A 19,757-nucleotide genomic window follows, 5' to 3' on the forward strand; every position below is an offset into this window, starting at 1 on the left:
TCAGCGTTCTCCTGGTTCGGTGACCGCGCGGTGGAGGGCGGCGCGGAAGTCGGCGAGGCGGCGTTCGATGCCTTCGGGGGTGAACAGGGTGGTGTTGTGCTCGAGCCAGCCGGACAGGCCAGTGGGGGTGCGGTAGCAGCGGAGGTGGAGTTCGTAGCGGCAGGTGCCGCGGTCGAGCGGGTGCGGGGTGGTGGTGAGGCCGGTGAGGGTTTCGGTGGGGGTGGGCAGGTTCTGCATGCCGAACATGACCTGGCAGCGGGGTTGGCCGAGGTCTTCGTAGGGGGTGCGCTGGTGTTCCCAGGCGTCGAGCACGGTGTCGCGGACGCGGGTGAGCAGTTCGTGGAAGGTGGGTGCGCCGGTGAGGTCGGCGGGGAGGGCGAGGGTGTTGGCGAAGGGGCCGGCGGTGTGTTCGGTGGCGGGGTCGGGGCGGTTGCTGACCGGGACGGCGATGCGGAAGCGGTCCTGGTGGGTTTGGTGGTGGAGCCAGCGCTGGGTGGCGGCGAGCAGGACCATGAATTCGGTGGTGCCGGTTTCGGTGGCCAGTGCCCGCACGGCGTCGGCGGTGGTGGGGTCGAGGTCGAAGTAGCGGGTGGCGCCGTCGAGGCTGGGGGTGGTGCGGGGGTGGTCGGTGGGCAGGGCGAGTTCGGCCGGGATGCCGTCGAGCCGGTGGGTCCAGTAGTCCACATCGGACTGCCGGGTGGTGGTGCCGGGGTAGGGCGGGGCCGGGGGTAGCTGCGGGGTGCGGCCGGTGAGCTGGGCGTTGTAGTACTCGGTGAGGTCGCGTTGCAGGATGGAGAGGGTCCAGCCGTCGGCGGCGATGTGGTGGACGGTGAGGGCGAACAGGTGCCGGTCGGGTCCGCAGCGCAGGAGGGCGGCGCGGAGGGGCGGGCCGGTGGTGAGGTCGAACGGGGTGCGGAGTTCGGCTTGGGCGAGTGCGGTGGCTTCGGCTTCGTTGCGGGTGTCGCGGCGGAGGAACGGGATGAGCACGCTGGGTTCGAGGTGGGGGCGGTCGGTGAAGCGGGTGCGGAGGATGGGGTGGCGGGCGACGGTGGCGTCGACGGCGCGGACGAGGGCGGTTTCGTCGAGTGGTCCGTCGAGCATGGCGGCGAAGCCGATGTGGTAGGCGGCGGTGCCGGGGTGTTCGCGGGTGTGGTCGAGGATGGCGCGCTGGGCGGGGGTGAGTTCCGCGGCGGGCTGGGTGGTTTCGGTGGTGGTTTCGGCGGCTTGTGCGTCGATCCAGCTGGCGAGTCCGGTGATGGTGGGGTGGTCGAGCACGGTGCGCAGCGGCAGGGTGACGCCGAAGGTGCGGCGGATGCGGGCGGCGAGCTGGGCGGCGAGCAGGGAGTGACCGCCGCGGGCGAAGAAGTCGTTGTGGTCACCGGCGCCGAGCAGTTCGTCGAAGAGGGCGGCGACGGCGGTTTCGGTGGGTGACGTGACCGGCTTCGCTGGCTCGGTGGCCGGGGTGTCCAGTGCCGCGAGTGCTTTCCGGTCGACCTTGTTGTTGGCCGTGCGGGGGAGTGCGGTGAGGGGCTGGATCCAGGACGGGACCTGGTATTCGGGCAGCAGTTCGCGGAGCTTGGCGCGGAGGGCGGTGCCGTCGAGCGTGTCCGGGGTGACGTAGGCGGCCAGCCGCAGCGGGGTGCCGGTGGCGATGACGGCGGCTTCGGTGACGCCGGGTTGGGCACGCAGCAGGTTTTCGATGCCCGCCGGTTCGACGCGGTTGCCGCGGATCTTGACCTGGTCGTCGAGGCGGCCGAGGAAGCGGAGGGTGCCGTCGGTGTCGCGGCGGGCGAGGTCGCCGGTGCGGTAGGCGCGGGCGCCGGGCACCCCGGCGAAGGGGTCGGGCACGAACCGGTCGGCGGTGAGGTCCGGGCGGTGGTGGTAACCGTGGGCGAGGCGGTTGCCGCCGATCCACACTTCGCCGGGCACGCCGTCGGGGGCGAGGTCGCCGTGGCGGTCGATGAGCCAGAGGCGGGCGCCGGCGACCGGGTGGCCGAGTGGCGCGGGGCCGGTGGTGCCTTCGGTGATGGCGTGCGCGGTGGTGGTCATGGTGGCTTCGGTGGGGCCGTACTGGTTGACCACCAGCGGGCGGCCGCGGAAGGTTTCGCGGGTGCGGGCGCAGTCGGCGAGGTCGAGTGCTTCGCCGGCGGTGAGCACGAGGCGCAGGTGTTCGCCGTGGCCGGGGCCCGCGGTGGCGAGGATGGCGCGCAGCAGGGTGGGCACGACGCTGAGCAGGCAGGTGACCTGTTCGCGGTCGATGGTGGTGAGTATGGCTTCGGGGTCGGCGGCGTGGTCGTGGTCGAGCAGGACGACGCGGGCGCCGGTGGTGAGCGGGCCGAACAGGTCGCGGACGGCGGCGTCGAAGGGCAGGGACGCGAGCTGGAGCACGGTGTCGCCGGGGCCGAGGTCGTAGTGGGTGCCGAGGTAGTCGGCGAGGTAGGCGGCGGCCGCGGCGTGCGGGGTGCGGACGCCTTTGGGGCGGCCGGTGGAGCCGGAGGTGTAGACCAGGTAGGCGAGTTCGTCCGGGTCGGTTTCGATGCCGGTGGGTTCGGTGTTGTCGGAGTAGGTGAGTTCGTCGACGACCAGGGCGGCGCCGCTGTCTTGGACGAGTTCGCGTTGCCGTGCCTCGGGGTGGTGTGGGTCGAGTGCGAGGTAGGCGCCGCCCGCGCGCCACACGCCGAGGATCGCGACGGCCTGGTCGGGGCCGCGGTCGAGGGCCAGCGCGACGAGTTCGCCTGGTGCGCCTTGGGCGATCAGGTGGTGGGCGAACTGGTTGGCGCGTTCGTCGAGTTGCCGGTAGGTCAGGCCGGGTACGGCCGGGGCGTCGGGGGTGCGCCGGGCTTGGGCGGTGAACAGTTCCGGCAGCGTGCGCCGTGGTCCGGCCGCGGTTTCCGCGGTGAGGGCGGTGCGTTCGGCGCTGGTGAGGATGGCCAGTTCGGACAGCGGGGCGTCCGGGTCGGTGAGGGCGCCGCCGAGCAGGGTGAGCAGGTGCCCGGTGAGGCGTTCGATGCGGGCGGGGTCGAACAGTCCGGTGCGGTAGACGAGCCAGCCGCTGGTGGCGTCCTCTTCGAAGAGCAGGTTGAGGTCGGCCTTGGTGTGGGCGGGCTGGAAGGGTACGGGTTCGAGCACGACGTCGTCGGCGAAGTCGGTGGTGCGTGCGGCCGACGGGTCGAGGGTGACGCTGTAGCGGGTGAGGGCGGGGCCGTCGAGGCCGAGTTCGCCGACGAGCCGGTCGAAGGGCAGGGTGCGGTGTTCGTAGGCGGCGAGCACGGCGTCGCGGACGCGGTGGAGCAGTTCGCGGTAGGTGCCGGTGGTGTCGAGGCGGAGCACGACGGTGTTGAGCAGCAGGCCGGTGACGCCTTCGAGTTCGGGGCGGGCGCGGTCGGTGACCGGCATGGTGAGCACGAGGTCGTCGTGGCCGGTGTACCGGCTGAGCAGGGCGGCGTAGGCGGCGAGCAGGCCCATGAACGGGGTGCAGCCTTCGGCGGTGGTGAGTTCGGTGAGCGGGCCGGTGAGCCCGGCGGGCACGGTGAAGTGGTGGGCGGCGCCCGCGGAGCCGGGTTCGCTGGGCCCGTCGGCGGGCAGTTCGGGTACCGGGGGAAGGCCGTCGAGGCGGTGGCGCCAGTAGTCGAGTGCGGTGCCGTGGTCGAGTTCGTGCTGCCAGGCGGCGTAGTCGGCGGCGGCGAGGCGGCGGCTGGGCAGTGCGCGCCCGGTGTAGGCGGCGCGGAGGTCGTCGAGCAGCACGCCGATGGACCATCCGTCCACAATGGAGTGGTGGAAGACCAGGGCGAGCACGTGCTCGCCGGGGTCGATGGTGATGATCGTGGCGCGGGCGAGCGGGCCGGTGGCCAGGTCGAAGCGGACGGCGGCTTCGGCGGCCAGGATTCCGGCGACCTCGTGTGACGCGGCGGTGACGGTGCGGATGGGAAGCGGTGTTTCGGTGACGGCGCGTTCGGGGCGGCCGTCGGTGGCGGGGAACGTGGTGCGCAGGGCTTCGTGGGTGGCGGCGAGCGTGTGGAGGGCGGCGGTGAGCGCGTCGAGGTCGAGCGGGCCGTGGAGGCGGCAGATCGCCGGGAGGTTGTAGGCGGGGTCGCCGGGGTTGAGCTGGTCGACGAACCACAGCCGGGCTTCGGCCGCGGACAGGATGGTGCGGTCGGTGGCTCGTTCGACCGACGGCAGGGCGGGGCCGGTGGTTTCGCTGATGCGCGCGGCGAGGCGGGCGACGGTGGGGGCTTCGAACAGCGTCCGCAGCGGGACGGGGGTGCCGAGGGTTTCGCGGACGCGGCTGATCACCTGCACGGCGAGCAGGGAATGCCCGCCCAGCGCGAAGAAGTCGTCGTCACGGCCGACCTCACCGACGGCGAGCACCTCGCTCCAGATCTCGGCGAGGCGCCGTTCGACCGGGGTGGCCGGCGGGTCGTACTGGCGGGCCGGGCGGGCGGCGTCGCCGGGTGCGGGGAGCCTGCCGCGGTCGACCTTGCCGCTGGAGGTCTGCGGGATCTTCTCGAGCCGGGTGTAGGAGGCGGGGACCATGTAGGCGGGCAGGCGGGCGGCGAGCCAGTCGTGCAGCACGCCGGGTTCGATCTCGCCGGGGGCGAGCAGGTAGGCGGCGAGCTGGTCGCCGTGCACCACGACCACGGCCCGGTCGACCGAGTCGTGTTCGGCGAGCACGGCTTCGACTTCGCCGAGTTCGATGCGGTGGCCGCGGAGCTTGACCTGGTGGTCGGCGCGGCCGAGGCAGTCGAGCTGCCCGTCGGCCCGCCAGCGGGCGAGGTCGCCGGAGCGGTACATGCGGGTGCCGTCGGCCGCGAACGGGTCGGGCAGGAAGCTTTCGGCGGTGCGGTCGGGGCGGCCGAGGTACCCGCGGGCCAGTTGCGCGCCGCCGATGTACAGCTCGCCGGGCACGCCGATGGGTTGCGGGTTCAGGTTCTGGTCGAGCACGTAGCAGGGGCTGTTGGCGATCGGGCCGCCGATGGGCACGGCCGGTTCGCCGTGCTGGGTGTCGCCCGCGGTGACCAGCACGGTGGTTTCGGTGGGGCCGTAGGCGTTGAGCAGTTTGGCGCCGGTGGCGGTCAGGAACGCGTCGCGGAGTTCGGGGGACATCGGCTCGCCGGCGCTTTCCACCAGTTCCAGCGGGGCCAGGGAGCCGCCGTCGGCGGCGACGAGCGCGGCGAGCATGGTCGGCACGAAGTGCGCGCGGGTCACGCCGTGCTCGGCGATCAGGCGGCGCAGATAGCCGGGGTCGCGGTGGCCGCCGGGTTCGGCGACGACCAGGCGCGCGCCGGAGTGCAGCGCGGTGAACAGCTCGGTCAGCGAGACGTCGAAGGTGACGGTGGTTTTCCACAGCACGGCGTCGTCGGGGGCCGGGCCGTGGGTTTCCAGCTGCCAGCGGATCTGGTTGTGCGCGGCGCGGTGGCTGATCATCACGCCCTTGGGCCTGCCGGTGGAGCCGGAGGTGTAGAAGATGTAGGCGAGGTGGTCGGGGTCGGTGGGCACGGCGGGCGGGTGGTCCGGCCCGCCGGGGACCTCGTCGAGCACGATCGCGGGGCAGGTGGTCACGCGGTGGGCGAGCGCGGTTTCGGTGACCACGAGTTTCGCGCCCGCGTCTTCGAGGACCGCGGTGGAGCGGGCGTCCGGGTTGTCGGGGTCCAGCGGCAGGCAGGGCGCGCCCGCGCGCAGCACGCCGAGCAGCGCGATGAGGAGTTCGGGGGAGCGGTCGAACAGCACGCCGATCGGCTGGTCGGGGCGGGCGCCGAGGCCGATCAGGTGGTGGGCCAGGCGGTCGGCGCGCCGGTTGAGTTCGCGGTAGGTGACCGCCACGCCGTCGCCCACCAGCGCGAGCGCGTCACCGTCCACATCGGACAGCACGCCGAGGTTGCCGGGGTGGCCGTAGTCGGCCGGGCGGCGCGGCCACCGCTCGGTGACCAACGTGCGTTCCTCCGCGTCCAGCAGCGGCAGGTCACCGATGGGGCGGGACGGATCGGTGACGGCGGCGCGGGTCAGCGTGGTCAGGTGGCCGAGCAGCCGGTGCGCGGTGGCTTCGTCCCAGCGGCCGCGGTCGTACTCCAGCTCCAGTTCCAGCCGCCCGGCGTCCTCACCCGCCTCCAGGGTCAGCTCGAACTTGGCCGCCCCGGTACCGGCACGCGGCACGTAGGTCATCAGCACGTCGCCCAGGCGCAGCGGCTCGCGGTCGACGGTGATCCAGTTGAGCAGCACCTGGAACACCGGAGTGGCGGCCAGGTCGCGGTCCAGCGGCAGCTCGCCGACGACGGTCTCGAACGGCACGTCCTGGCGGGAGAAGCCGTCGGCGGCGGTGGCGCGGACCTGGGTGAGCAGGTCGGCGAAGGTGGTGTGCCCGGTCATCGTGGCCCGCAGCGCCACGGTGTTGACGAACAACCCGATCAGCGGTTCGACCTCGGGATTGGTGCGCCCGGCCACCGACGTGCCGACCACCACGTCGGACTGGCCGCTGTAGCGGTGCAGCAGGCTCTGGAAGCAGGCGAGCAGCACCATGAACGAGGTGACGCCGCTGCGGCGGGCGAGGGCGTGCAGGTCGGCGGTGAGCCGCGCGTCGAGATGGGTGCGGACGAGCCCGGCCTGCCCGGCGCCGGCCTGGGTGCGGTCGGCGGGCAGGGCGAGGCGGGCGGGGGCGTCGGCGAGTTGCCTGGTCCAGTAGTCGAGCTGGTCGTGGTAGCCGCCGTTGTCGAGCTTGTCGCGTTGCCACGCGGCGAAGTCGCCGTACTGGAGGGGCAGGGGCGCCGGTTCGGGCAGGCCCGCGTACCCGTCGGCGAGTTCACGGAGCAGGATTTCGATGGAGGACGCGTCGAAGGCGATGTGGTGCAGCGTGAGCACCAGGTGGTGGCTGGTGTCGCTCGCGCGCAGCAGCAGCGCCCGCCACACCGGCCCGCGGCGCAGGTCGAACGGCACCGCGAACTCGGCCATGATCTGCGCGTCGAGATCGGGTTCCTGCTCGGCGAGCCGCAGCTTCAGCGGGGTCGCGGCCACCACCTGGAACTCCTCGGCACCACGTCGTTCGTAGACGGTGCGCAGGATTTCGTGCCGCCGTTCGACGCGGCGCAACGCGGCTTCGAGCCGTCCGGCGTCGAGCGGGCCGTCCAGCCGGAAGGTGAACAGCACGTGGTAGGTGGCCGCGCCGGGGTGCAGTTCCTCCAGGAACAGCATGCGTTCCTGCGCCGGTGACGCCCGCCGCGGCCCGTCGGCCCGCGGGATCGTCCGGGCGGCTTTTGCCCGCGAAAGCCGCTTCTCCAGCAGTGCCTGGAGCCGGGCGTCCGTGCTCATGCGCCGAGTTCTTCGAGCAGCACGGCTTCGACGACCGCGGAGAACTCACCGAGGGTCTGGTTGTCCAGCACGGCCGTCATCGGCACGTCCACCTCCAGCACCGCCTTGACCCTGGCCATCAGCTGGGTGATCAGCAGCGAATGCCCGCCGAGGTCGAAGAAGTTGTCCACCACGCCGACCCGCTCGACGCCGAGCACGTCGGCCCACAGCTCCGCGATCGCCTTCTCCACCGGGGTGCCCGGCTCGACGTAGGGCACCGGTTCCTTGGGCGCGGGCAGCGCGCGCCGGTCGAGCTTGCCGTTGGCGGTGACCGGCAGCTCGTCGAGCACGACCACCTGCGAGGGCACCATGTACGCGGGCAGCCGCCGCGCGAGCCGGTCGCGGATTTCGGCGGGATCGGGGTCGTCGCCGGGCGCGCGGACCACGTAGCCGACCAGCTGGGCGCCGCGTACCACGGCCACCGCCGAGGCAACGCCGGGTTCGGCGGTCAGCGCGGCTTCGACCTCGCCCAGCTCGATGCGGAACCCGCGCAGCTTGACCTGGTCGTCCTGCCTGCCGAGGAACTCGATGGTGCCGTCGGGCCAGTACTTCGCGCGGTCGCCGGTGCGGTACAGGCGCGCGCCGAGCCGGTCGCTGAACGGGTCGGGCACGAACTTCTCGGCGGTCTTCTCCGGGTCGCCGTGGTACCCGAGAGCGAGGCAGTCGCCGCCGATGTAGAGGTCGCCGGGCGCGCCGGGCACCGCCGGGCGCAGGCCGCCGTCGAGCACGTAGTACCGCGCGTTGTCGATCGGCCTGCCGTAGGGAATGCTCGCCCAGCCCGGATCGACGCGGTCCACCGGGAAGAAGTTCGACCAGATCGCCGCCTCGGTGGCGCCGCCGAGCGCGACCACCCGCGGTTCGCCGAAGGCCGCGCGCACCGAGTCCGGCAGCGTGACCGGCACCCAGTCGCCGCTGAGGAACACCAGCCGCAGCGGGTGGTCCGGCCGCGCCCCGCGCAGGGTGAAGAACGGCTCCAGCTGCTGCAGCGCGGCGGGTGCCGAGTCCCAGAAGGTGATCGGCTCACTGTCCAGAATGGACAGCAGGCGGCGCGGGTCGCGGATCTCGTCGTCGGTGGCCACCCGGACGCTGCCGCCCGCGGCGAGCACGCCGAACACGTCGTAGACCGACAGGTCGAAGCCGAGCGAGGTGAGGAACAGCACCCGGTCGGCCGGGCCCATCCCGAAGGTGGTGTTGACCCATTCGATCAGGTTCACCACCGGCGCGTGCGAGAGCAGCACGCCCTTCGGGGTGCCGGTGGAGCCGGAAGTGAAGATGACGTAGGCCAGGTCGTCCGGCCGCGCGCGCCGCGGTTCGGGTGCGCCGCGGTCGTCGAGCGCCCAGCCGTCGCTGCCGTCGGGTTCGCCCACCCACAGGATCTCCCGCTCGCCCAGTTCCCGCGCGGCGGGCACCTGGTCGCGGTCGGTGATCAGCACCGGGGCGCCGAGCGTGGCCAGCAGTGCCCGCGCGCGCTCGGGTGGCAGTGACGGCTCGATCGGCGCGTAGGCGGCACCGGACTTGAGCACCCCGAGCAGCGCGACCACGGTGTGCACGCTCCGGCGCAGGCGCAGCGCGACGAAGTCGCCGGGACCGGCCCCGGCCGCGGCGAGGCGGCGTGCCAGCTTCCCGGCGGCCGCGTCGAGTTCGGCGTAGGTGAGCCGGTCTTCGCCCTGGATCACGGCGAGCGCGTCCGGGGTGGCCGCGGCCTGGCGCTCGACCAGTTCGTGGATGCACGCCGGGGTCCGCGCCACCGCGGTGTCGTTCCATTCGCGGGTGATGCGGTGCAGTTCGGCGGGGGAGAGCACGGTGAACTCGTGCAGCGGGCTGGCGCCGGTGCGGATGACCATGTCGGCCAGCAGCCGGTCGAGGTCGTCGAGCAACCGGCGCGCGTCGGCCTCGCGGATCCGGCCCGGCGCGTAGGACAGGCGCAGGTGCAGGTTCGGCTCGGCCAGGTCCAGGCGCAGTTCGAGGGCGTGCTCGGTGCCGGTGCCGTGGTCCCATCGCACCACCTTGTCGAACAACGCGGTGCCCTCGGCCAGCCCGGCGCATTCGGCCAGTTCGGCTTCGGACGGCAGGTCCTCGGCCAGGCCCGCCTCCAGTTGCGCGCGCAGGCCCGCGAAGAACGCGGTCAGCGGCAGGTCGTAACGCAGCCGCACCCGCAGCGGGCTCGGCTGGTCCACCCCGGCCGGGCGCACCCCGAACACCACGTCGTCGGTCCCGGAGTGCGCGGCCAGCACCAGGCTCCACGCCGCGACCACCACGTGCTCCGGCGGCACCCCGGCGGGCGCGCCCGCCTGCTTGAGCCCGGCCAGCGGCGCCGACTCGCGCTCGACCACGGCGCCGGCGAGTGCGTCGGTACCCCGTTCCCCGCCCAGCCGGGTCGGCTCGGCGAAGCCCGCCAGCCGGTCGGTCCAGAATTCCCGGTTCACCACGGGCCTCCTAATCCTCGAGCAGTTTCGGCAAGTCGTTGGCGATGGAGCGCAGGGGATCGAGCACCAGCGGCCCGCCCGCCCTGGCCTGCCACCAGCGGGTCAGCAGGTGGACCTCGGTGCAGCCCGCGATCACCCCGCGGCAGCCGTACTGCACCACCAGGTCTTCGACGCGGCCCGCGTGCTCGGCACCGGCCGGTTCGCGCTTGAGCCGGTAGAGCAGCCGGTGGATCTCCTCCTGCGTGCCCGCGGGCGGCAGCAGCACCCGGTGCGCCACCGCGGGCCAGCGCGGATGCGACTCGAACACCTTCGCCTCGCGGGTGCCGCTGGTGGCCAGCATCAGGAACGGGCCGTCCCCGCCGACCTCGAGATCGTCGAGCACCACGTCCACCAGTGAGATCAGCCGGCCGGTCAGGCCGGGGTCCAGCCAGCGGGTGAAGTGGTGCGCGGTGACGCAGGTGAGCACGATCCGGGTCGCGCCCTGTTCGGCCAGGTTCCGCAGCCGCTGCCGCAGGCGCTCGCTGAACTCGCGGTCGCGGCCCGCGCGGATCGCTTCGGTGCGGTCGGGAAAGGCCGGGTCCGAATCGAGCAGGCAGCGCGGCAACTCCTGTTCGGCCGAAGCGCCGTGGCGCTCGCCCGCGGTCTCGTAGATGGTGCGGAGGAACTCGGCAGAGGCGTGCGGCCCCATGCCGCCGAGAATGCCCAGCATCGCCGCCCGCCCTCCTTCAGCCACCGGTGTTCCCGGTGGACGCCGCCGACGAGTGTCGCTCCTGGAAACGCCTTTTCGGCGTGGTCACGGCAGGGTTTAGAAATCCCCTTAGAGCGTGCGGCGTGGCCCTGGCCACCCCCGGCATGCCCGGCTATGCATGAAACTCGCGGATCCGTTGAGCGCTGGGGGCGGCGTGGCTGGCTTCGCACACCCATCCGTGAGCAGAAGGGGATTCCCCGGTGCAGCCAACCCAGGCCGGCCTGCAGTCATGGCTTGTCCAGCAACTCGCTTCGCGCACCGGGCTGCCACCGGAGGCCATCGACCGCGACGCGCCGCTGTCCGGTTACGGACTGTCCTCACGCGACGCCGTGATCCTGATCGGCGAACTCGCCGAACTGCTCAAAATGGACCTTTCGGCCACCCTGTTCTGGGAACACCCCAGCATCAACGCGTTGAGCGCGCACCTGTCCGGCGGGGAAACCGCGCCCGCGCCACGGGAACGCGCCGAAGCCGCGCGGGACGAGCCGATCGCGGTCGTCGGGCTGGGCTGCCGGTTCCCCGGCGCCGATTCACCCGCCGAGTTCTGGGACCTGCTCGACCGCGGCGGCGACGGCATCGCCGACGCGCGGCGCCGCCCGGCCGAGCTGGGCCGCACCCACGGCCTGCTGCGCGATGTGGACGGTTTCGACGCGGGCTTCTTCAGCATCTCCGCCCGCGAAGTGTCCGCTGTGGACCCCCAGCAGCGGCTCCTGCTCGAAGTCGCCTGGGAAGCGCTCGAACACGCCGGGATCGCCCCGAGCGCGCTCGCGGGCACCCGCACCGGGGTTTTTGTCGGGATCAGCACCAGCGACCACGCCCGCTCCGGCGCCCCGCTGACCGCCCACAGCGGCACCGGGCAGGCACTGAGCATCGCGGCCAACCGGCTGTCGTACTTCCTCGACCTCAAGGGCCCCAGCCTCGCCGTGGACACCGCGTGCTCCTCGTCGCTGGTCGCCGTGCACCTGGCGTGCCGCAGCCTGCGCTCGGGTGAAGCCGAAACCGCGCTGGCCGGCGGGGTGAACCTGCTGCTGTCCGGTGAGCTGACCGAGGTGTTCGGGCAGGCGGGCATGCTCGCCGGGGACGGCCGGTGCAAAACCTTCGACGCCGCCGCCGACGGGTACGTCCGCGCCGAAGGCTGTGGTGTGGTCGTGCTGAAAACCCTGTCCGCGGCCCGGCGTGACGGCGACCGCGTGCTCGCCCTGCTGCGAGGCTCGGCGGTCAACCAGGACGGCCGCAGCAACGGGCTCACCGCACCCAGCGGCGCCGCGCAGCGGGAGGTCATCCGCGACGCGCTCGCCGAAGCCGGGCTCACCCCCGCCGACATCGGCTACGTCGAAGCCCACGGCACCGGCACCCCGCTCGGCGACCCCATCGAAACCCGCGCGCTGACCGCGGTACTCGGTGAAAACCGCACCGAGCCGTTCCTGCTCGGCTCGGTCAAGACCAACATCGGCCACACCGAGGCCGCCGCGGGGATCGCCGGGCTGATCAAGGTCGTGCTGATGCTGCGGCACGGCCGCATCCCCGCGCACCTGCACCTGCGCGAACGCAACGCCGAAATCGCCGCGGGCCCGTTCGAAATCCCCGAAACCACGCGGAACTGGACGACCAGGCACGCGGCGGGCGTCAGCTCGTTCGGCTTCGGCGGCACCAACGCCCACGTCATCGTCACCGAACCGGAGCCCACCCCCGCCCGCGACGGCGGTGAACTGCGGCCGCGGCACGTGTGCACGCTCAGCGCCCGCACCGAAACCGCGCTGCGCACCCTGGCCGCCCGCTACGCCGAACTCGACACCCCCAACGTCCGCGACCTCTGCCACACCACCAACGTCGGCCGCGCCCACCTGCGCCACCGCGCCGCCTTCTCCGCGGGCGACCCCGGCGAACTCCGCGAGCGGCTCACCGAAATCGCGGCCGGGCAAGGATCCTTGAAGGTCCACATCGGACAGAAAAGCCCGGCCGGGCCGGGCGGGCTGGCGTTCCTGTTCAGCGGCCAGGGCGCCCAGTACCCGGGCATGGCCCGGCAGCTCTACGCCACCAGCGCGCGTTTCCGCGGCCTGCTCGGCGAATGCGGTGAACTGTTCGCCGACCAGGTCGGCACCACCCTGCCCGCCCTGCTGTTCTCCGGCGACCGCCTCGGCGAAACCCGCTACACCCAGCCCGCGTTGTTCTGCCTCGAATACGCGCTCGCCCGGCTCTGGCAAAGCTGGGGCGTGACACCGGACTACCTGCTCGGGCACAGCGTCGGCCAGCTCGCCGCCGCCTGCGTCGCCGGGGTGTTCGACCTCGCCGACGGACTCCGCCTCGTCGCCGAACGCGGCCGCGTGGTCCAGGAACTCGCCGGGACCGGCGCCATGCTGGTGGTCTTCGCCGACGAGAACACCGTGCGGGCCGCGCTCACCTCCGGCCTCGCCCTCGCCGCGGTCAACGGCGCCGAGAACGTCACCGTCTCCGGTGAACCCGCCGAAATCGCCGCACTTGAAGCGGAACTGCACCGCCGCGGCGTGAAAACCAAGGCCATGAGCAGCACCCGCGCCTTCCACTCGCCGATGATGGCCGCCGCCCGCGACGCCTTCGCCGAGATCGCCGCCACCGTCACCTACCGCGAACCCAGCATCCCGCTGATCAGCGACCTCGACGGCCGCCCGTGCCGCCCCGACGCGGACTACTGGACCCGGCACCTGACCGACACCGTGCGCTTCGCCGACGGCATCACCACGCTCGGCGATCTCGGCTGCACCCAGTTCGTCGAGGTCGGCCCGCAGCAGGTGCTCATCGGCGCCGGTCGCCGCGCCCTGCCCGGCCGTGTCTGGGTGCCGTCCCTGCGCGAAGGCGCCGGCGACTGGGAAGTGCTCACCGGCAGCGCCGCGCGCCTCTACGCCCACGGCCGCGACCTGGACTGGGCGGCCTTCCACCACGGCCACCGCGCCACCCGCACCGACCTGCCCACCTATCCGTTCGAGCGCGAGGCGCACCGGCGTGTCGAGGAGCAGCCTGTGAACACCGTGAAAGAGTCCGGCGTGGACGGTCACGACCGCGTGCTGCCGTCGCTGGCCCAGGTGCTGGCCACGCTGCTGGAAACCAGCGGCCCGATCGATCCCGACCTGTCCTTCCTGGAACTGGGCGCCGACTCGATGACCCTGTTCCAGACCCTGCAGTCGGTACAGCGCACCTTCGGCGTGTCGATCCCGATCAACCGCCTGTTCGAGGAACTCAACACGCTCAACCGCCTCGCCGACCACGTCCGCGCCCACGCGCCCGCCGAAACCACCGCCCCCGCGGCCGCGCCCGTGCCCGCCGGGTCGCCGTCCGCCGGGCCGCTGCCCGCGGCCGGGACCGAGGTCGGCCGTTTCCTCGAAGTCCATGAAAAGGTGATGGCACAGGCCTACGAGCTGATGCGCGGCGGGGCCACAAGCGCCCCGGCCCCGCCCGCGATGCCCGCGGTTTCCATGCCACGCAAGGAAGTCCGGGCCATCGCCCCCAAGGACACCTTCGTCGCGTTCGCCCCCAAGGCCGCGCAGAAAACCGCCGGCCACCTCACCGAAGCCCAGCGCGCACTCGCCGAGGACGTGGTGACCCGGTTCTGCGAGCGCACCCGGGCGTCCAAGGCGCAGGCCGCCCGCGAACGCGCCTACCACGCCGACGTCCGCCACGCCCCGCAGCCGTACCTCACCCTGCGTGAAGCCCGCTACCCGCTGGTCGTCACCCGATCCAGCGGCTCCCACGTGTGGGACCTCGACGGCAACGAATACATCGACCTCACCATGGGCTTCGGCGTCAACTTCTTCGGCCACGGCGAGCCCTTCATCAACGACGCCATCACCGCGCGCCTGGAGCAGGGCATGCAGCTCGGCCCGCACTCCGACCTCGCCGACGACGTCTCCCGCCTGATCACCGAGCTGACCGGCAAGCAGCGCGTGGTCTTCTGCAACACCGGCTCCGAAGCGGTGATGGTGGCCGTCCGCCTGGCCAGGGCCATCACCGGCCGCGACAAGATCGCCCTGTTCGCCGGTGCCTACCACGGCTCGGCCGACCCGATCCTGGCCCGCCAGGACCCCTCCGGCGAGTCCGTGCCGCTCGCGCCCGGCGTGCCCGAGGACATCAGCCGCAACGCGCTCGTGCTCACCTACGGCGACGACGCCTCCCTCGAAGTGCTGCGCGCCCACGCCGGTGAACTCGCCGCCGTGCTGGTCGAACCGGTGCAGAGCCGCCGACCCGACCAGCAGCCCGTCGCATTCCTCCGCCAGGTCCGCGCGCTGACCAGGGACGCGGGCGTGCCGCTGGTGCTGGACGAGGTGATCACCGGCTTCCGCATGCACCCCGGCGGCGTCCAGGGCCTGTGGGGCATCGAAGCCGACCTCACCACCTACGGCAAGGTCGTCGGCGGCGGCCTCCCGATCGGCGTGGTCGCCGGCGACGCGAAGTACCTCGACGCCATCGACGGCGGCGCCTGGCCCTTCGGCGACGCACCCTACCCGCAGTCGGTGCGGACCTTCTTCTCCGGCACCTTCTGCAAGCACCCCCTCGCGCTGGCCGCCGGACGCGCCGTGCTCGAAGAGATGCGCCGCCGCGGCCCCGCCCTGCAACAGGAACTCAGCGACCGGGTCGCCGGGCTGGCCGCCCGCCTGGACACCATGTTCACCGAAGCCGGGGTGCCGATCCGGGTGGCCCGGTTCGGCTCGCTGTTCCGGCTGCGCTTCCTCAACGAGGCCCCGTCATCGGAACTGGTCGAGCTGTTCCACACCATGCTCGTCACCCAGGGCCTCTACATCTGGGAAGGCCGCAACTGCTTCCTGTCCACCGCGCACACCGACGCCGACATCGACCGCATCGTGGTGGCCGTGGCCAGCACGGTCAACCAGCTCACCGCCGCGGGCTTCTTCCCCGGCGCCCGGCCCGCGCTGGCCACCGAGAGCCCCGAAGACGGCGACGGCTACCCGCTCAGCGACGTCCAGCGCGAAATGTGGTTCTTCGACCAGGTCAGCGCCGACCATTCCCGCTCCTACAACGAAAGCGCCGTGCTCGACCTGCGCGGGGAGCTGGACGTGCCCGCGCTGCGTGCCGCCGTCGGCGAGACCATCGCGCGCCACGACAGCCTGCACACCGTGTTCGCCAAGGACGGCTCGAAGCAGCAGGTGCTGCCCCGCCTGGCGGTCGAGGTCCCGCTGGTCGAACTGACCGCCGACACGCTGCGGCCCTGGTTCGACGCCCGCGCCGACGAGGTGTTCGACCTGGCCACCGGCCCGCTCGTGCGCGCCGCCATCCTCCGCCTCGCCCCGGACCACCACCAGCTCTACCTCGGCGTCCACCACGCCGTGATCGACGGCTGGTCCTTCGTGGTGCTGTTCGAGGAAATCGCGGACCTCTACAACGGCGCCGCGTCGCTGCCGCCCGCCCCGCGGTACCGCGAGTTCGTCCACCGCCAGGCCGCCAAGCCCGACGACAGCGACTACTGGGCCACCCAGTTCCCCGCCGGGCTGCCCGCGCTCAAGCTGCCCACCGACCGCGCCCGCACCGGCCGCACCTCCTGCCGCGGCGGCCGCGTGGAAACCCGGTTCGCCGCCGACCGCGTCACCGCGCTCAGCCGCGAACTCGGCGTCACCCCGTTCACCGTGCTCTTCGCCGCCTACGCCCAGCTGGTGCACCAGCTCTCCGGCCAGGACGAACTGGTCATCGGCGTGCCGCAGGCCCAGCGCGGCCACCCCGGCGCCGACCGGCTCGTCGGCAACTGCAGCAGCCTGCTGCCCATCCGCAGCCGGTTCGACCGCACCCGCACCGTCCGCGAATACGTCACCGGCATCCAGCACACCCTCGTCGAGGCCTACGCCCACCCCGCGTTCTCCACCGCCGCGCTGGGCGCCCGGCTCAACCTCGACCCGCGCGCGCAGGCCGTCGGCACCATCTTCAACGTCGACCGCGCCCCAGCCGTGCCGCGGCTGACCGGGCTCACCGCCGACCTGCGGCGCACCACCCGCCGCTACACCAAAATCGATCTCGAGGTCGACGTGCTCTTCGCCGGTGACCAGCTCACCGTGACCTTCGAGTACAACGCCGAACTGTTCGACCACACCACCGTCCGCCGCCACGCACGCACCTACCAGGACCTGCTCACCACCTTCCTCGACCGGCCCGACGCACGCTTCGACCAGCTCGATCCGGCACCCTTCAACGACACCGCCCACGAACTGCGCCCCGGCACCCTGCCCGAGCTGTTCGAAGCGCAGGCCGCGGCCACCCCGCACGCCACCGCGCTGGTGCACGCCGGTGAAACGCTGACCTACGCCGAACTCGACACCCGCGCCGACCGGCTCGCCCGGCACCTCGCCGCGCTCGGCGCCGGACCCGAGCAGCTCGTCGTGCTCGCCCTGCCGCGCTCGGCGGACCTGGTGGTGTCCGTGCTCGCCGTGCTCAAGGCGGGCGCGGCGTACCTGCCGCTCGACCTCGACCAGCCACCCGCCCGCCTCGCGCGGCTGATTGAGGACTCCGCCGCCCGCATCGTGCTCGCCACCGGCGACACCGCCGGACTGCTGCCCACAGTGGACAGCCTGGTGCTGCTGGACGCGCTCGAATACGCCGAGGCCCCACCGCGGAAGGCCGAACCGGGCAACGCCGCCTACGTGCTCTACACCTCCGGCTCGACCGGCCGCCCGAAAGGCGTGGTGGTCACCCACGAAGCCGTGTCGAACACCCTGCAGTGGTGGCAGCACGAAGCCGGGTTCGGCCCCGGCCACCGGGTGCTGCTCAAGACCCCGATGACCTTCGACCCGTCCATCCTGGAGTTCTTCTGCCCGCTGTTCACCGGCGCCACGCTCGTGGTCGCCGAGCACGACGCGCACAAGGACCCCGCCCGGCTGGTGTCGCTGATCCGCGAAACCGGCGTCACCTGCGTCCAGTTCGTGCCCACCACGCTGCGCGAGTTCCTCGCCGAACCCGACGTGGGGGAGTGCACCAGCCTGAACACCGTGATGTGCGCCGGGGAAGCGCTGCCCACCGCGCTCGTCGAGCAGTGCCTCGACCTGCTCGACGCCGAGCTGTACAACCTGTACGGGCCCACCGAAGCCTCCATCGACCTGACCTTCTGGAAGGCCCGCCGCGGGGTCGAGGCGGTGACCGTCCCCATCGGACGTCCACTGTGGAACTTCCGGGTGCACGTGCTCGACGCCGACCTGCGGCCCGTGCCACCCGGCGAGGCGGGCGAGCTGTACGTCGCCGGGGTCGGGCTCGCGCGCGGCTACCTCGGCAGGCCGGACGTGACCGCCGCGGCGTTCGTGCCCGACCCCTTCGCCGGCGACGGCTCCCGGATGTACCGCACCGGCGACCTGGTGCGGTGGTCCGACAGCGGGGAACTGGAGTTCCTCGGCCGCGCCGACACCCAGGTCAAGCTGCGCGGTGTCCGGATCGAACTCGGCGAGATCGAAGAGGCACTGCGCGCGCTGCCCGCCGTCCGCGACGCCTGCGTGCTGGTGCGTGACGAGCAACTGGTCGCCTACCTCGCCGGGGACATCGCCGACCCGCTCGCCCTGGTGCGGTCCCTGCGTGACGTGCTGCCGTCGTCGATGGTTCCCGCCCAGGCACTCGCGCTGGCCACCCTGCCGACCCTGACCAGCGGCAAGGTCGACCGGAAGGCACTGGCCGAACTTCCCCTGCCCAAAACGGACACCGCGCAGGGCGCCGAACCCCGCACCGCCGCCGAGGAACGCCTCCTGGCGATCTGGACCGACGTGCTCGGCAGCCCGGTCGGCGTGCACGACGACTTCTTCACCCACGGCGGCACCTCGCTCACCGCGATGCGCCTGCTCACCCGCGTCCGCGCCGAACTCGGCCACGAGCTGACCGTGCGCGAGCTGTTCGCCGCCCCGACCGTCGCCGGGCTGGCCGCCCGCTTCGCCGGGCACGCCGACACCCGGCCCGCACTGGTCCCGGTGCCGCGCGACGAACCCGTGCCGCTGTCGTTCGCCCAGGCCCGGCTGTGGTTCCTCTACCGCCTCGGCGGCCCGAGCCCGATGTACAACATCCCGATGTCGTTCCGCCTGGACGGCGAACTCGACACCGGCGCGCTGCGCGCCGCCTTCGGCGACCTGGTCACCCGGCACGAAAGCCTGCGCACCACCGTCACCGAGATCGACGGCGTCGCCGTGCAGCACATCGTGCCCGCCGCCGAAGCCACCGTCGACTTCGCCGAAGGCACCCCGGACGACGCCGCCGAACACGCCTTCAACCTGGTCAACGAACTGCCGCTGCGGGTCCGGCTGCACCGCACCGGCCCCGCCGAGCACGTGCTGACCGTGGTGCTGCACCACCTCGCCGGTGACGCCTGGTCCTTCGGGCAACTCGCCCGCGACCTCGCCACCGCCTACGAAGCCCGCCGCGCGGGCCACGCACCCACCTGGGCACCGCTGCCGGTCCAGTACGCCGACTACACCGTGTGGCAGGCCGAGCTGCTCGGCGACGAGAAGGATCCGGACAGCCTCGTCGCGCGCCAGCTGAAGTTCTGGAAGTCCGCGCTGGCCGGGCTGCCCGACGAACTGAACCTGCCCTACGACCGGCCCCGGCCCGCCAAGCCGTCCCAGCGCGGCGCCAGCCTCGAGTTCGAAGTGGACGCCGCCTGCCACGAACGACTGCTCGGCCTGGCCCGCGAGTGCGCCGCCAGCTTCTTCATGATCGCCCAGGCCGGACTGTCCACTTTGCTCACCAACCTCGGCGCCGGGACGGACATCCCGCTCGGCACCCCGGTCGCCGGGCGCGCCGACCCCGCACTCGACCAGCTGATCGGCTTCTTCGCCAACACCGTGGTGCTGCGCACCGACACCGCGGGCAACCCGGCCTTCCGCGACCTGCTCACCCGCGTCCGCGACGCCAACCTGCCCGCCTACGCCCACCAGGACGTGCCCTTCGAGCACCTGGTCCGGGTGCTCAACCCGCCGCGCTCGCGGTCGAGGCACCCGCTGTTCCAGATCATGCTGGTCTCGGAGAACACCGAGCAGGTCGACGTCGGCCTGCCCGGGCTGCGGATGCGCGAGGAGCCGGTCGGCTCCACCACCGCCAAGTTCGACCTGGTGCTGAGCCTGCGCGAGCACCACCACCCCGACGGCTCCGCCGCGGGCGTGCGTGGCTCGCTGGAGTACAGCACCGACCTGTTCGACGAACCGACCGCACGCGGGCTCGCCGACGGGTTCGTGCGCCTGCTGGCCACCGTGGCCGCGGACCCCGCCGCGCGCTGCGCCGAAATCCACTAGGGCCGAAAT

General features: G+C 72.6%; 4 protein-coding genes. 1 reads left to right on the top strand and 3 read right to left on the bottom strand.

Features of this window, described 5'->3' with window-relative positions; genetic code table 11:
* The 3 genes from A4R43_RS08220 to A4R43_RS08230 are packed head-to-tail and all read right to left on the bottom strand — an operon-like array spanning position 1 to position 10,497.
* Entirely contained in the window at positions 1–7,299 is a 7,299-nt protein-coding gene (locus A4R43_RS08220; RefSeq protein ID WP_113691766.1) for a non-ribosomal peptide synthetase, read from the bottom strand.
* Positions 7,296–9,764 carry a non-ribosomal peptide synthetase gene (locus A4R43_RS08225; RefSeq protein WP_162788370.1) on the bottom strand — a complete coding sequence of 823 codons (2,469 nt, stop codon included), beginning with the start codon at positions 9,762–9,764 and terminating at the stop codon, positions 7,296–7,298. Before A4R43_RS08225 ends, A4R43_RS08220 begins: the two co-directional genes overlap by 4 nt.
* A 10-nt stretch (positions 9,765–9,774) precedes the next feature.
* Positions 9,775–10,497: an aspartate/glutamate racemase family protein gene (locus tag A4R43_RS08230; RefSeq protein ID WP_162788371.1), complete on the bottom strand. Its 723-nt coding sequence runs from the start codon at positions 10,495–10,497 to the stop codon at positions 9,775–9,777.
* Positions 10,498–10,712: 215 nt separating this feature from the next.
* Between A4R43_RS08230 and A4R43_RS08235 the strand changes: the two genes are divergently transcribed.
* Positions 10,713–19,748, top strand: a complete 9,036-nt coding sequence (locus A4R43_RS08235) for a non-ribosomal peptide synthetase/type I polyketide synthase (protein ID WP_113691769.1) — start codon at positions 10,713–10,715, stop codon at positions 19,746–19,748.
* Positions 19,749–19,757: the final 9 nt, after the last annotated feature.

The organism is Amycolatopsis albispora (assembly GCF_003312875.1).
Lineage (GTDB): Bacteria > Actinomycetota > Actinomycetes > Mycobacteriales > Pseudonocardiaceae > Amycolatopsis > Amycolatopsis albispora.

What these genes read in the sequence shown, in the direction of transcription:
- A4R43_RS08220 (WP_113691766.1), bottom strand. Translation starts at nt 7,299, where the DNA reads ATGAGCACGGACGCCCGGCTCCAGGCACTGCTGGAGAAGCGGCTTTCG.